We start from the raw sequence: 14,328 nt of genomic DNA, 5'->3' as shown, positions 1-14,328 counted from the left end.
TGGGGATATTAACATATAAAACATATAAAAATTTTATTTTATTGACAATAAAGGAGTGCAGATAATGAATAAAAAATGGTGGAAGGAAGCGATATGTTACCAAATATATCCTCGAAGTTTTATGGATTCTAATGGAGATGGAATAGGTGATTTAAAAGGTATTATTTCTAAATTAGATTATATAAAAGATTTAGGAGTAGATGTAATTTGGATTTGCCCTATATATAAATCACCTAATGATGATAATGGCTATGATATTAGCGATTATCAAGATATAATGGATGAATTTGGAACAATGAAAGATTTTGATTTTCTTTTAGATGAAGCTCATAAACGTAATATGAAAATAATATTAGATTTAGTTATTAACCATACAAGTGATGAACATCCATGGTTTTTAGAATCTCGCTCTTCAAAAGATAACGATAAGCGTGATTGGTATATTTGGAGAGATGGCAAAAATGGGAAAGAACCTAATAATTGGGAAAGTATTTTTGGTGGTTCTGCTTGGGAATATGATGAAAAAACTGATCAATACTATTTACATATATTTTCTAAAAAACAGCCTGATTTAAATTGGGAAAATAAAGATATGCGTAAAGCTGTATATAATATGATTAATTGGTGGCTTGATAAAGGAATTGATGGTTTTAGAATAGATGCTATTAGTCATTTAAAAAAAGAAGAAGGTTTAAAAGATATACCCAATGAAAAAGGATTAAAATATGTACCAAGTTTTGATAAGCATATGAATGTAGAAGGCATACATGAATATTTAGAAGATATAAAAAAGAATACATTTTCTAAATATGACATTATGACAGTTGGAGAAGCAAGCGGAGTTAATGTTGATGAGGCACCCCTTTGGGTAGGAGAAGAAAAAGGCAAATTTAATATGATATTTCAATTTGAACATTTAAAATTATGGGATAATGAAGGCAATAAAAAACCTGATATTAAAGCATTAAAAAATATTTTATCAAAATGGCAAAAAGGACTTGAAAATAAAGGATGGAATGCTTTATTTATTGAAAATCATGATTTGCCTCGTGCGGTTTCTACTTGGGGAGAGGATAAAAAGTATTGGAGAGAAAGTGCAACTTCTTTAGCAGCCATGTATTTTATGATGCAAGGTACACCTTTTATATATCAAGGTCAGGAAATTGGTATGACTAATGTTAAATTTGAAAATATAGAAGATTATAATTGTGTAAGTACTAAAAATATGTATGTTTTAAAAAGAGAAGAAGGTGTACCACATGAAAAAATAATGGAAATTATATGGGCATCTTCAAGAGATAATTCTCGTACTCCAATGCAATGGAATAGTTCGCTTAATGCTGGATTTTCCACAGGAAAACCTTGGCTTAAGGTAAATCCTAATTATTTAAAAATTAATGTAGAATCTCAAGAAAAAGATCCTGATTCAATACTTAATTTTTATAAAAAAATGATTTCATTAAAAAAACAAAATCCATTATTTATATATGGCACTTATGATTTAATTTTAGAAGAAGATGAACAAATTTATGCATATACTCGCACTTTAAATAAAGAAAAAGCTGTTATTATATGTAATTTAACAGAAAAAGAAGCTATTTACGATTACAATGATATTGAATTGTTTTATGAAGAATTAATATTAAATAATTATCCTGTTAAAGAGCATAAAAAAACTACTAAATTAATATTAAACCCCTATGAAACAAGAATTTATTTAAAAAGATAAAAATTTTTTTAATATTTAAAAAAATATAGAAAAAAATATGTGAAACGCTTGACATATTATGAAAACGAATGTATAATCAAATCATGGTAAACGTATAAAACCCAAATTCAAAATTAACGGAGGGAAAAATATGAAAAAGTTCTTATCAATTAGTTTAGCATTAGCACTTACAACATCATTAGCAGCTTGTACTCCAAAACAAAAAACTGCTGAAGAAGATAAATCCAATGGTAAAGTTTCAATTATCATAACAAATGGTAAAGGAGAAATTGCAAACCAATTTACACAAGCAGCAAAAGATTTTATGGCATCAAATCCAGATATAAATGTTGAAGTACATTCAGTAGCTGTTGGAGATCCTGTAAATATACTTGATAAGCTTACATCATCAGGTAAAACTGTTACACTTGCAATGGTAGAACCAAGTTCTGTATTAGGTAAATATAAAGATTTTGGTATAGATCTTTCAGATCAAAAATGGAACCAAGATACAGTTTATGGATTTAAAAATGCAGAGGGTAAAGTTGTAGGATTCCCATTTGCAATTGAAGGTTTCGGACTTGTTTATAATCAAAAAGTACTTGATAAAGCAGTTGGAGGTACTTTTGATCCATTTACAATAAATACACGTGATAAACTTAAAGATCTTCTTGATAAAATTAAAGCTTCAGGAGTTAAATATCCAGTAGCTTATCAAACAGAAGATTGGTCAGTAGCTAATCATTATAGCTCACAGTTTCTCAATCAAGCTGAAGATCCAAATAAATTGGTATCAGATATTATAGAAGGTAAATTTGACTTTGCATCAAATCCAGTATGGAATGGATATTATGATACATTAGACCTTTTAACTTCAAAAGAATACAATAAATATGGAGAACGTCCTCTTGGAAAATACTATGATGACGCACATTTATCAGTAGGTAAAGGAGAATCCGCTATATTATTCAATGGAAACTGGGCTTATGATTCACTTAAAGCAGTTGCAGATGAAAAATTTGGATTTATACCTGTACCTGTAGATAATAACCCAGATAATCCTTTAAACAATAAAATTACTGCTGGACCAACTCAAGTATTTTTAATAAACAAAAAAGCTACTGCAGCTCAACAAGAGGCAGCAAAGAAATTCCTTAATTGGTTAGTATATGATAAGGCTGGTCAAGATTTTGTAGTAAATAAATGTCAAATAATTTCTGCATTTAAGAATAATCCTAATAAAGTAACTAATCCTTTAGGCGTAGCTATTGCAAATGCTATAGAAAAGGGTAAAACAATGCCTTTTAGCACAAACTATGTAGTAACTTCTGAATATCAAAATATACTTGGACCTCATGTTCAAAAATATATTGATAAAAAAGAAACTCGTGCAGAATTAGCAAAGAATTTTGCAGACTACTATAAGACAAAAAAACAATAAAATAAGTTATAATAACTTTAATTAGATGGGTGAGTCTAAAATTCACCCATCAGTTTTATAAAAAATTATTTTTGCAGCACATAAGTTTTACTAAATATAGAAGTGGAGGTAGCCTATGATTTCAGAAAAAAAACCGTTAAAAAAACTTGGTGAGCAAATGTTTTTTACATTTCCTACGATGTTTGTTTTTACTATTACAGTATTAATTCCTTTTATATATGGTATTTATCTAACATTTATGAAAATGGAAACAGTTATAAGCACTCCTGAATTTGGAGGACTTATTAACTATAAAGCAGCAATTAAAGATCCTCTTTTTTGGAGTTCAATGAGATTAACTGTTAAATATGTTATAATTTCAATAATACTTGTTAATGCTCTTGGATTTCTTCTTGCATATCTTGTTACTTCAGGAGTAAAGGGGCAAAACTTTTTTAGAACTTCTCTTTTTACTCCTAATCTTATAGGAGGATTAGTACTTGGATATATATGGCAGTTTATTTTTGTCCAAAGTTTACCAAGCATTGGGGAGAAGTTAGGAATTGAGATGTTAAGGCTTGGATGGCTTGGAGATGAAAAATTAGCATTTTGGGCCATAGTTATTGTTACAGTATGGCAGATGGCTGGCTATATGATGATTATTTTTATTGCAGGATTAGTAAATATTCCAAAAGATGTTATAGAAGCTTCAACTATTGATGGGGCTAATGGCTGGCAAAGACTTATAAAAATTACAATACCATTAATGAGACCGGCTTTTGTAATAACTATGTTTATGACATTAAAAAATACATTTATGGTATATGATATAAACTATTCTTTAACTGGCGGCGGTCCTTTTAACAGTACTATGATGGTAACCATGAATATAGTTAATAAAGCTTTTATTGAAAATAATTATGGTATGGGACAGGCTGAAGCAATTATTTTATTTGTAATAGTAGCTATAATTTCTGGAATTCAAGTTTATCTTGGTAAGAGAGGAGAGCTGGAAGCATAATGGCAAATAGAAAATTATTATCTAAAATTTTAACTTATATAATTCTAATAATTTCTTTTATAACATTTGTATTTCCATTCTTTTTAATGATTGTAAACTCATTTAAAAGTAATGGAGAAATATTAGAAAATCCATTTGCTTTGCCTCAAACTTACAATTTTGATCACTTTGCAGAAGTAATACAAAAAATGAATTTTCTTACCACATTTACAAACAGTCTTATAATTACTGTTATAAGTACTGCATTAATACTATTATTTTCAGCTATGACAGCTTATTACTTAGTAAGAAATAATAATAAGTTTAATAATATATTTTTTTCAATATTAGTAGCTTCTATGATAATACCTTTTCAATCTATAATGATACCTTTGATGTATATATATGGAGCTAGATTAAATTTAATTGATACTATACCAATTCCTTTATTAATAGTTTTCTATGCAGGATTTGGAAGTGCACTTTCAGTTTTTATATTTCATGGATTTATTAAATCTATTCCTCTTGAACTTGAGGAAGCTGCATTAATTGATGGATGTGGACGTAAGAGAACTTTCTTTAGTATAGTACTTCCTATGTTAAAACCAACAGCAGTTACTATTGCTATACTAAATGTAATGTGGATATGGAACGACTATTTACTTCCTTCTCTTATATTAAATAAACCAGAATTATATACTATGCCAATACAAATGAAAGTATTTAATGGTACGTATATGAACAACTGGGAGTTATTAATACCAGCATTATTGCTTACAATTTTACCTATACTTATAGGATACTTTATTGCACAAAAACAAATTATTGAAGGTGTAATGCAAGGATCAATAAAATAATTTTAAAATATAATAATAAAAAAGCTGCAGCCTAAAATAAAATTTATTTAGACTGCAGTATTTTTATATGCTATATAAAAAACTTAATTATATGTTAGTTTTATTAAATTATATTTTTGCACTATTTAATAATTCTTTTAAAGTTTTAGCAGAATATTTTAGCTTATTAAGCTCTTCTTTATTTAAAGGTACTTCTAATACTTTTTTTACACCCGATAAACCAACGATAGAGGGTATTCCAAGATAAATATCATCTATTCCATATTCTCCTTTTAAAAGAGTAGAAACAGTTAAAATAGAATTCTCATCTCTTATAATTGCTTCAACTATACGTCTTATTGCTAATGCAACTGCATAGTAGGTAGCACCCTTTTTTTCAATAATTTCGTAAGCTGCATTTTTTACTGATTTATGAATATCCTCTTTCCTTTCACCACCGCATTTTTTGCATATATTTTTGCAAAATTCATCCATACTCATGCCAGCTATATTTGTAAGGCTCCAAGTAGCTATTTCGGAATCTCCATGTTCACCTATTATATAAGTATGAATATTTCTTGCATCAATTCCTGAATTTTCACTAAGAATATATTTAAGCCTTGAAGTATCTAAAACAGTACCTGAACCAATAACTCTTTCTTTGGGAAAACCTGAAAGCTTATAAGTTATATAAGTTAAAATATCAACAGGATTTGAGACTACAAGAAGTATTGAATTAGGACTATATTTTACTACTTCAGGAACAATAGATTTAAATATAGATAAATTTCTTCCTACTAAATCTAATCTTGTTTCGCCAATCTTCTGGGCAGCACCTGCAGTAATAATAACTATATCTGAATCTTTAGTATCTTTATAATCGCCAGCTTTTATATCAACAGGTTTAACAAAGGATACACCATGAGATAAATCCATAGCTTCTCCCTCAGCCTTATCTTTATTTATATCAACTATAACTATTTCCGAAGCAGTTCCACTCATCATTAAAGCAAAAGCAGTAGTTGAACCTACAAAACCGGAACCTATAATTGATATCTTAGTACCTTTATATCTCATAAACAAACCCTCCTAAAATTATTTATTAATAAATTATAAATATAAAATTTTAAATTTAATTTAGCTATATAGTAAAACAATAATTATATTTTATAAAAATATTTCATTCTTGAATTATTATTTTCTATTTAGTTTTCATGTAATAGATATAATTAATAATATCTATTAATTAATATCTATATTACAAATTAAATTATAAAGTTATAATGCTATAAATACTGTGATTATAATCAAATTATAAATAATAAAAATTTAGTTTTCATTGAAGAGTTTACCCTTTTATAAAGAAAATTATTTTATGTTTATATTGATATTTAATATCTTAATTGATATAGTTTATATCATAGTAATAAATAAAAATGGGTGGTGCTTTATGATAAAATGGGATGAAAAATATGCTTTAGGTATTGAAATGATAGATGAGCAACATAAGAAATTATTTGAAATAGCAGAAAGAGCTTATAATTTATTAAAAAATGAATTTAAAATAGACAAATACGACGACATTGTAGATATATTAAAAGAACTTAAAGATTATACTGTATTTCATTTTAATTTTGAAGAACAATATATGATTAGTATAGGATATAAAAAATACTTATCTCATAAAGTTTATCATGAAGATTTTGTTAATACTATAAACAATATAGACTTAAATAGCATTGATACTAATCAAGATGAATCTATTATGGAAATACTTAATTTTATAGTAAATTGGATAAGTGAACATATATTAGAACATGATAAATTAATAGCACTTTACAAAAAAGATTAAATTTATTTTTTACGTTGAATATATATATTAATTTTTAATATATAGAAAGGATGATTAAAACCATGAGCATTGCAGATAAACAGTATTTAAGTTTAGTTAGAGATATATTAGATAATGGATATTATGAAAAAGAAAATAGGACAGGTATACCAACATATAAGCTTCCTCATAAAATGTTTCAATTCAATTTAGAAAAAGAATTCCCTATACTTACAACAAAATTTGTTGCTTTTAAGACTGCTGTAAAAGAGCTTCTATGGATATATAAAGATCAATCTAATGATGTTAGAAAACTTCAGGAGCAAAATGTACATATATGGGATGAATGGATGAAGGAAGATGGAACTATAGGTACTGCTTATGGATGGGTAGTTAAAGAATATAATCAAATAGATAAACTTATTGAAGGTTTAAAAAAAGATCCTCAAGGCAGAAGACATATTATGAGTCTTTGGCAAATACCACATCTTGATGGTGGAACGCTTCATCCTTGTGCCTTTATGACCATGTGGGATGTAACAGATGGAAGATTAAACTGTATGCTTGTTCAGCGTTCTATGGATGTACCTCTTGGAGGACCTTTTAATATGACTCAATATGCAGTTTTGGTTCATTTAATAGCTCAAGTAACAGGTTTAAAACCAGGATTATTTACTCACGTTATAAATAATGCTCATATTTATGAAAATCAAGTAGAAGGAATGAGACTTCAGCTTACAAGAGAAAATGAAGCTTACGATGCACCTAAACTTTGGATAAATCCAGAAATTAAAAATTTTTATGATTTTACTATAGATGATATAAAGCTTATTGATTATAAATATCATCCAGCTATAAAAATGGAGGTGGCAGTTTAAGTGCTGAGCTTTGTAGTTGCTATTGCAAATAATAATGTTATAGGTAAAAATGAAGAAATGCCTTGGCACCTTCCTAATGATTTAAAAAGGTTTAAAGAGATAACTCTTTCTAAAAGCAAAACTATAATTATGGGAAGAAAAACTTTTGAATCTTTAAAAAAAATTCTTCCAGGAAGAAAACATATAGTTCTTACACAAAACAAAAATTATAAAATTGAAAATGAAAATGTAGAAGTTATATATAGTATTGATGATATTATGAAATATGTAGATTCTAATGAAGAGTATTTTGTCATAGGGGGAGCTCAAATTTTTAATAGTCTTTTTCCTTATGCAAAAAAGATATATTTAACAGAAATCTATGAAAACTTTGAAGGAGATGCCTTTTTTCCACAATATGATAAATCAAAGTGGAATATTATAGAAATAAAAGAAGGCATGATTGATGAAAAAAATAAATATAAACATACTTTTTTAACCTTAGAAAGAGCTTGAATTAAAATGTTTTGTTATTTTTTATCAATATTTTTCATATATTAATACAAATTTAAATTATAAAAGAAAGCTGCCTATATGGCATCTTTTTCTTTACTATTTGCAACATATAATTTTATTAAAATTGTTAAGTATTGTTTATATTAAGGATACATAATAATTAAATTAATTAGTGAGGATGAAATCTTATGAAACCAGATTTAGATAAGATTATTAATAATAAAGATATAACTAAATTAGAATATCAAGTATTAGAATATATAGTAAATAATATAAATAATGTTATAAAGCTTGGGGTTAGAGGAGTTGCAAAAGAAAACTTTACATCAACATCAACAGTCATGCGACTTGCTAAAAAACTTGGATATGATGGCTTTATAGATATGGTATATAATTTTATGCCTATGATAAGTAATGAAATTAAATCTGTTCGTAAAGAAGTAGATGTTATTAAAGGTATAGATTTAGATAATTTTCTTCAGTATATATCTGATGAAGATGTAGATGATTTTGTAGATATATTGATGAATGTAAAAAATAAAGTTATATTTGTTTACGGAACTGGATTTTCAAGGTTACCAGCTGAATATTTAAGTAATAGACTTCTTATAATAGGGAAAAAAAGTATATTTTCAAGTGGTGGAGATTCTATAGGAATTTTTGAAAATCATTTAGAAGACATGCAGGTTTTAGTTGTAGTATCAAAATCTGGAGAAACTAAGCTTGTTCTTGATAAAGTAAATTCAGCTAAAAAAAGAGGAATTAAAGTGATTTCAATTACAAGAGAAATCGAAAATAGTATCGCTAGATTAGCAGACATAAGTTTTAAAATTTTTGATATGAATAAGTTAGATGATAAAAATTATTATCCAAATACTTTTTTTCCAAACGTATATATGTTTATAGAATATATTATATTTAAATATTTTAAAAAATCAGATAAATGTAAATGATAACATGTTATTTTATGAGATAACATGTTTTTTTATGTTTGAAAACTATTTTTTTATGAAAACGATGTTAATATAATAAAACTATAAAAGTTATATTAACAATTAAAAAATAAATTAATGAGGAGGCTAATTTATGAAAAAAAAAGTTTTAGATGCAATGCAACAGTTTTCAAAAGGTATGTTTGTACCTATTCTTATTCTTCCAATTGCAGGTCTTTTAATTGCTTTGGGTAATGTACTTACAAATGTAAAGCTTGCAGCATTATTACCATTTATGAAAAATCCTATAATATACGGATTTGGAAAGATGTTGTCAGGTTCTTTAGTATCCATATTAACAAATTTAGGGCTCATATTTTGTGTTGGTCTTTCAATAGGACTAGCTAAAGAGAAAAAGTCTCATGCAGCATTCACAGCAATATTATCTTATGCAAGATATGTCAAAAGTAGATTCACAACACTCTGATCCATCATGGCTAAAGACTTGGGGAAATATTAAATACTTAGTTGAAATGTTTTCAGAATATTTACCTAACCCATATATGCAGTATTATTTATTATCTGACTATATAGTTGGTCATGCTAATAAGGTGAAAACAAGAGCGAATGAAGTTATGGAAGGAAGGGAAAAAAAATTATTTGATGCAGTTGATAAATATATTGCAACTGGGAAATTAGATAAAAATGCTTTTTATGTAGGTGTACATGGCCAATTTATAGTTGATGTTGCTATGTCATTAGCTTTCAATTTAAGAAAAAGATTTTTAGTTATAGTTGAAAATAAAGGAGCAATATCTAATATACAAAGTGATGCAATGGTTGAAGTACCAGCATATATTACTTCAAATGGACCAGAAGTAGTAAGAATTGGAGAAATACCGACTTTTTATAAAGGTTTAATTGAGCAGCAATTAGCATCAGAAAAGTTACTTGTAGATGCAGCAATTGAAGGTTCATATATGAAAGCATTAATGGCTTTAACAATGAACAAAACAGTTAAATCTGCTTTTCAAGCCAAACATATACTTGATGACCTTATTGAAGCAAATAAAGATTATTGGCCAAAACTTCAATAATAAATTAAGTTATATAATAAAGCTTTTAGTTATAAATAGAAAAAACAAAACCTCCGATGTAAAATTAGTAGTAGGTTCGCCGACCACAACTAAAGATACAAAGGAGGTATATCCAATATGGATAATAGTAGTTTAGCACATAGCAAATGGAATTGTAAATATCATATAGTTTTTGCCTCAAAGTATAAAATACAAATAATTTATGGAAAAATCAAAGCTGATATAGGAGTGGATTATCAACACTTTTTTTGTACAATTATTATTCGGTCATTTTTGCTAGACTATATTCTACAGAAGTCATATAATTTAATGAACTATGAATACGTTTATAGCTATACCATAACACGTAACCTCTTAAATCTTTTTTTATTCTTCTAATCCTCTATCAGTATTGAATACTTTTACTTTAGTTAAATTTATATTAGTGCTCATAAATGATTCATAAACTAACTCAGCATCTTTTTTATCACCTACTGAATAACCTATTATTTCTCTGTTAAAGAGGTTGATTAATAAACATATATAATTATAATGCCATTTACCAGCAACATTAACAATGAAATGGAGGTTGAAGCAGTGGTTGAATAAGATGAAAATAGATTTCAATAAATAGATCATTTGATAAATATATGACGAATATTGTAAAAATATAGAATATGAAAATTATTGACATTTTTGTAATAGGGGGGGTAACATTATAAATGTAGACAAGTTATTTATATTACTATGATAGTACATTCATATGATACACATCCTCTATATGTCTTGTGAAATCTTGCTCTACCAAACTTACAAGCATATATAGGCATTCTGTCTACGATTCTAAAATAATCATAATGATATCCAAAACATTTTGTGAGGTTATGTCTTATTAGTTCTATGGTTTTATGCAATGGCCTACGGGTTCTGTTGAATTTAGTTTGACTACAGAAGCTTGGAAATAATTCTTTTAAATTCTTTTTGCAATAGGCAACCCAAGCATTCTCTGAATCATAGCACTACAGTTGGTAGAGTTAATGGTAAAGGTTACATAAGTTATCAAACAAAAGCAACTAGCAGTCATAGGAGATTATTCTATAATAAATAGTCTCCTATTTTAAATATTGAGACTTGGAGGAATACGATGAGGCTATACTTGAATTCTATAAAAAGACAAATGATGCCTGTGCTAATTACGAGTGTAATATATGTTGCTGCTTTATTGCTATTAATAGCGTATTATAACTCTAATAGCATGATATATTATAAAATAAGCCCATATGAATATGCTTCAGAACCAATAGACTTTTTCTTTGGATTGATTGTAAGTTTACCATTCGCCTTTGGCATATTTTTTATGAAAAAAGATAATTTTTTAGAATATGTACCTCTGCGAATGTCCAAGGGTAAATATTTATTTATACAAATAACTTCTTCAATTATAATGTGTTTTACTATGGTATTTTTAGTAAATGTTGTTGGTGTGACATTCTCTAATGTAATTGCAGATGTGATAGAGGTAGGGGATAAACCAACTTTAATGGGCTATCTTCTTGGAGAAATGCAAATGGTGAACCCCATTGCTTTTGGAATAATATGGTCATTACAAAAAGCGTTTATAGGAATATTGATTTGCTTATTTGCGCAGATATCGGCACTTTATATAGAAAATTTATTTTTAGCTTTACTTACGCCATTTGTATATGTTCTTTTAGAAAATTTCTTTACTTCAATATTAGGTTTATCAAAATACAGTCTAACAACAACATTTGTTCTAAACCGTCTAAAACCTGATGCAATGAAATTTAGTAACATATGTATGGGTATCCTTGTTTCCATAACAATTATCATAATTACTTGGGTGGTGTTAAGAGGTAGTTATGAAAGGGAAAAATAAGAGATTCATTTTTAGAATATTTAGTGAAAATAAAATTTTGCTCCTTATAAATTTTTTTGTTTTGTGTTTTATTTGTGGGCGTGAATTAAAATATTTTAAAAATATAAACATGGGAGTTTGGGGTTATATAATGATAATTCTCACAAACCATTATTATGTATTATACTGTGTACTACCAATTCTATTTATTGTTATTGCAAAACATATAAAAGGTATTAGTCAGATAGAAATCATAAGATATAGAAATTCATTCCACCAAATCAGAAGTACTGTTAATGAATACATTCAGTGGTTATTTGTATATTTTATTTTACACTTGTTAATATTATTTGTTATTGGAATTGGAACATTTGGATTGAACTTTCAATTAAAAGCCATTGATTTAACAGGTTATAATGAATTGATTTTGCTTTTAAACAAGTATATAGAAAATTTTCACAGCCCGTATATCGCTATAATTTCCATTATTTTATATTATATTTTTGGATTTATGGTATTATTGTCGTTGCTCTCTTATGTTAATTATAGATTTGGATATAAGAAAGTAATAGTTGTTTCCGTTATTGTTTATGTTATGACATTCATAGGTTTTAAAACAGAACTTAAAACAATATTACCTGTAGTTTGTTTTAATAATTTTATACTGCTTCACCATGGATTGTTTGTAAACGGTATTGCAAAATTTATATTAGTGATTTTGTTTGGCTTAGGAGTAGTAATGTTTTGCTTTGGTAAAAAAATAAAGCATTCTGGGTTTAATTCATTTATCATTACAAGAAAAGAAAAAATAATAACCTTAAGCATTGTGCTTGTTTTGATATTATTAGAAATATTTCGTAGTTTTAATATAAGAGATGTAATGTTGACCACTATGTTTGGAATAAGTGAAAACTCTATATCTTTTATAGGTTGGATGAGATTAACGATTATGTATATGCTACCTCTGTTTTTTATTGGAATTGCAGATAGTAGGGTGGAAAGATATAGTCAAGCGCCAATTTTAATTAGATTTAAGAATAAAGCATCCTTTGAATATGCATTTTCAAAGGAATATATTAAATACATTTGTTTGTATACATTGAGCTTATTCATTATAGGAAATCTGACATTTCATTTAGGAGGATCCACAAATGTTGGTGATTACCTATTTGAAACATTTGGAATTGCATTTACTAATAAAATATTAAATATTTACCTTAGTATTTTCTTTATAAATTTACTTTTTGAGTTTGTTATTTTTGAAATTTTAAATAACTTTATAAATGATGTAGGAACTGTTATTTTGATGTTGTTAGTTAAGTTTATCTTTTTCCTTGCACCACAAATAAACTATTTAAATATTAATTTTGGTATCATTAACTTGTATGATAATGTTAATTCAATCGGAAAATTGTGCTTCAAAACGAGCATTTTAATAGTAGCTATTTTGGCATATTATATCTTTTTGTATGTGAGGAGGGTAAAACATGTCAATAATTGAGATCAAGAATATATGTAAAAAATACAAGCAAAATGTCTTATATGATGATGCATCATTGCGAATTGAAGCTGGAAAAACTATAGGCATTGTTGGAGGTAATGGAACAGGAAAGAGCGTTCTATTTAAAATAATAGCAGGTTTAGAATATGCAGATGAAGGGGAAGTATATGTTAGAGGAAGAAGAGTAGGTAAGGACTTAAATTTCCCTGAAGACGTTGGACTATTTGTTAATCAACCTGGATACATTGACTTTTATGATGGGTTTACAAATTTAAAATTATTAGCTGATATACAAGGGAAGATATCTGATAATGATATAAAAACATGTATGAAAAAAGTTGGATTAGATCCAAATGATAAGACAAGAGTAAAAAACTATTCTTCTGGAATGAAACAAAAATTAGGTATTACGCAAGCAATAATGGAACATCAAGATATAATAATGCTAGATGAACCATTTAACGCACTTGATTTTCAAACCAATGTTGAAGTTTTGTCAATATTATCAAACTTAAAAAAAGAAGGTAAAACAATTTTATTAACTTCACATCAACATGAGTATTTAGAAAAAGTATGTGACGAGATTTATATGATTTTGAACAAGAAATTAGTTCATTTTGATGATAAATTGAAAAATACATATTTTTCTATTTTTACTAAATAACAATAATACAATAAACAAAAAACAATTAAGAATTGGAATACAGCAAAAAACTGATTCCAATCTTTGGAACCTTTTTAACAGATGGCTCTTTTAATATTTAGATAATGTATC

14 protein-coding genes and 4 pseudogenes are annotated in these 14,328 nt (G+C 27.0%); 14 read left to right on the top strand and 4 right to left on the bottom strand.

Features of this window, described 5'->3' with window-relative positions; translation table 11 throughout:
* The first annotated feature begins 64 nt into the window (after positions 1–64).
* From EGD97_RS06720 to EGD97_RS06705, 4 genes are all read left to right on the top strand, one after another.
* Positions 65–1,729 carry a glycoside hydrolase family 13 protein gene (locus EGD97_RS06720; protein ID WP_127836851.1) on the top strand — a complete coding sequence of 555 codons (1,665 nt, stop codon included), beginning with the start codon at positions 65–67 and terminating at the stop codon, positions 1,727–1,729.
* Between the two features lie 130 nt (positions 1,730–1,859).
* Entirely contained in the window at positions 1,860–3,149 is a 1,290-nt protein-coding gene (locus EGD97_RS06715; protein WP_078681839.1) for an ABC transporter substrate-binding protein, read from the top strand.
* 115 nt (positions 3,150–3,264) lie between these two features.
* A complete protein-coding gene (locus EGD97_RS06710) occupies positions 3,265–4,149 on the top strand; it encodes a carbohydrate ABC transporter permease (protein WP_078681838.1) in 885 nt (294 codons plus the stop codon).
* Positions 4,149–4,985 (top strand): carbohydrate ABC transporter permease, encoded by an 837-nt coding sequence (locus EGD97_RS06705; protein WP_078681837.1) that lies wholly within the window; start codon positions 4,149–4,151, stop codon positions 4,983–4,985. The genes EGD97_RS06710 and EGD97_RS06705 overlap by 1 nt, the downstream gene beginning before the upstream one ends.
* Before the next feature lie 108 nt (positions 4,986–5,093).
* Here EGD97_RS06705 and EGD97_RS06700 read toward each other — a convergent pair whose 3' ends face one another.
* Positions 5,094–6,041, bottom strand: coding sequence for an L-lactate dehydrogenase (locus EGD97_RS06700; RefSeq protein WP_078681836.1), 948 nt, complete (start codon positions 6,039–6,041; stop codon positions 5,094–5,096).
* Between the two features lie 373 nt (positions 6,042–6,414).
* Here EGD97_RS06700 and EGD97_RS06695 point away from each other — a divergent pair, with 373 nt between their 5' ends.
* The 7 genes and pseudogenes from EGD97_RS06695 to EGD97_RS06665 form a co-directional block, all read left to right on the top strand.
* Positions 6,415–6,816, top strand: coding sequence for a bacteriohemerythrin (locus tag EGD97_RS06695; RefSeq protein WP_078681835.1), 402 nt, complete (start codon positions 6,415–6,417; stop codon positions 6,814–6,816).
* Positions 6,817–6,878: 62 nt separating this feature from the next.
* On the top strand, positions 6,879–7,673 hold the full coding sequence (locus EGD97_RS06690; protein ID WP_078681834.1) for a thymidylate synthase: 795 nt from the start codon (positions 6,879–6,881) through the stop codon (positions 7,671–7,673).
* The gene (locus EGD97_RS06685; RefSeq protein ID WP_127836850.1) at positions 7,674–8,168 is read left to right on the top strand and encodes a dihydrofolate reductase; all 495 of its coding nucleotides are present in this window, start codon (positions 7,674–7,676) and stop codon (positions 8,166–8,168) included.
* 188 nt (positions 8,169–8,356) lie between these two features.
* Entirely contained in the window at positions 8,357–9,121 is a 765-nt protein-coding gene (locus EGD97_RS06680; protein ID WP_127836849.1) for a MurR/RpiR family transcriptional regulator, read from the top strand.
* Between the two features lie 133 nt (positions 9,122–9,254).
* Positions 9,255–9,569 (top strand): annotated as a pseudogene (locus tag EGD97_RS06675) (PTS transporter subunit EIIC); the annotation flags it as partial.
* On the top strand, positions 9,523–10,197 hold the full coding sequence (locus tag EGD97_RS06670) for a family 4 glycosyl hydrolase (RefSeq protein WP_127836848.1): 675 nt from the start codon (positions 9,523–9,525) through the stop codon (positions 10,195–10,197). The pseudogene EGD97_RS06675 and the gene EGD97_RS06670, both read left to right, overlap by 47 nt.
* Before the next feature lie 117 nt (positions 10,198–10,314).
* A pseudogene (locus tag EGD97_RS06665) lies at positions 10,315–10,425 on the top strand (IS200/IS605 family transposase); the annotation flags it as partial.
* Positions 10,426–10,456: 31 nt separating this feature from the next.
* Here the strand turns inward: EGD97_RS06665 and EGD97_RS12790 are convergent.
* From EGD97_RS12790 to EGD97_RS12560, 3 genes and pseudogenes are all read right to left on the bottom strand, one after another.
* Positions 10,457–10,543, bottom strand: coding sequence for a hypothetical protein (locus EGD97_RS12790; RefSeq protein ID WP_407643131.1), 87 nt, complete (start codon positions 10,541–10,543; stop codon positions 10,457–10,459).
* Between the two features lie 26 nt (positions 10,544–10,569).
* A pseudogene (locus EGD97_RS12785) lies at positions 10,570–10,752 on the bottom strand (IS3 family transposase); the annotation flags it as partial.
* Positions 10,753–10,949: 197 nt separating this feature from the next.
* A pseudogene (locus tag EGD97_RS12560) lies at positions 10,950–11,189 on the bottom strand (IS982 family transposase); the annotation flags it as partial.
* A 131-nt stretch (positions 11,190–11,320) separates the two neighbouring features.
* Here EGD97_RS12560 and EGD97_RS06650 point away from each other — a divergent pair.
* Genes EGD97_RS06650 through EGD97_RS06640 form a run of 3 tightly spaced genes read left to right on the top strand, consistent with a single transcriptional unit; the run spans position 11,321 to position 14,217 of the window.
* Complete coding sequence (locus EGD97_RS06650) at positions 11,321–12,073, top strand: hypothetical protein (protein ID WP_127836846.1); 753 nt, start codon at positions 11,321–11,323, stop codon at positions 12,071–12,073.
* Entirely contained in the window at positions 12,057–13,553 is a 1,497-nt protein-coding gene (locus EGD97_RS06645) for a hypothetical protein (protein ID WP_078681828.1), read from the top strand. The genes EGD97_RS06650 and EGD97_RS06645 overlap by 17 nt, the downstream gene beginning before the upstream one ends.
* Positions 13,540–14,217 (top strand): ATP-binding cassette domain-containing protein, encoded by a 678-nt coding sequence (locus EGD97_RS06640; RefSeq protein ID WP_078681827.1) that lies wholly within the window; start codon positions 13,540–13,542, stop codon positions 14,215–14,217. The genes EGD97_RS06645 and EGD97_RS06640 overlap by 14 nt, the downstream gene beginning before the upstream one ends.
* Positions 14,218–14,328: the final 111 nt, after the last annotated feature.

This window comes from Clostridium prolinivorans, assembly GCF_004011155.1.
Taxonomy (GTDB): domain Bacteria; phylum Bacillota; class Clostridia; order Clostridiales; family Clostridiaceae; genus Clostridium_AT; species Clostridium_AT prolinivorans.
This window is presented reverse-complemented; position numbering and strand designations above follow the sequence as displayed.

Bases quoted from the DNA above. Each gene is read 5' to 3' on its own strand.
- EGD97_RS06720 (WP_127836851.1), top strand. From the start codon at position 65: ATGAATAAAAAATGGTGGAAGGAAGCGATATGTTACCAAATATATCCT.
- EGD97_RS06715 (WP_078681839.1), top strand. From the start codon at position 1,860: ATGAAAAAGTTCTTATCAATTAGTTTAGCATTAGCACTTACAACATCA.
- EGD97_RS06710 (WP_078681838.1), top strand. From the start codon at position 3,265: ATGATTTCAGAAAAAAAACCGTTAAAAAAACTTGGTGAGCAAATGTTT.
- EGD97_RS06705 (WP_078681837.1), top strand. From the start codon at position 4,149: ATGGCAAATAGAAAATTATTATCTAAAATTTTAACTTATATAATTCTA.
- EGD97_RS06700 (WP_078681836.1), bottom strand. From the start codon at position 6,041: ATGAGATATAAAGGTACTAAGATATCAATTATAGGTTCCGGTTTTGTA.
- EGD97_RS06695 (WP_078681835.1), top strand. From the start codon at position 6,415: ATGATAAAATGGGATGAAAAATATGCTTTAGGTATTGAAATGATAGAT.
- EGD97_RS06690 (WP_078681834.1), top strand. From the start codon at position 6,879: ATGAGCATTGCAGATAAACAGTATTTAAGTTTAGTTAGAGATATATTA.
- EGD97_RS06680 (WP_127836849.1), top strand. From the start codon at position 8,357: ATGAAACCAGATTTAGATAAGATTATTAATAATAAAGATATAACTAAA.
- EGD97_RS06670 (WP_127836848.1), top strand. From the start codon at position 9,523: ATGCAGCATTCACAGCAATATTATCTTATGCAAGATATGTCAAAAGTA.
- EGD97_RS06650 (WP_127836846.1), top strand. From the start codon at position 11,321: ATGAGGCTATACTTGAATTCTATAAAAAGACAAATGATGCCTGTGCTA.
- EGD97_RS06645 (WP_078681828.1), top strand. From the start codon at position 12,057: ATGAAAGGGAAAAATAAGAGATTCATTTTTAGAATATTTAGTGAAAAT.
- EGD97_RS06640 (WP_078681827.1), top strand. From the start codon at position 13,540: ATGTCAATAATTGAGATCAAGAATATATGTAAAAAATACAAGCAAAAT.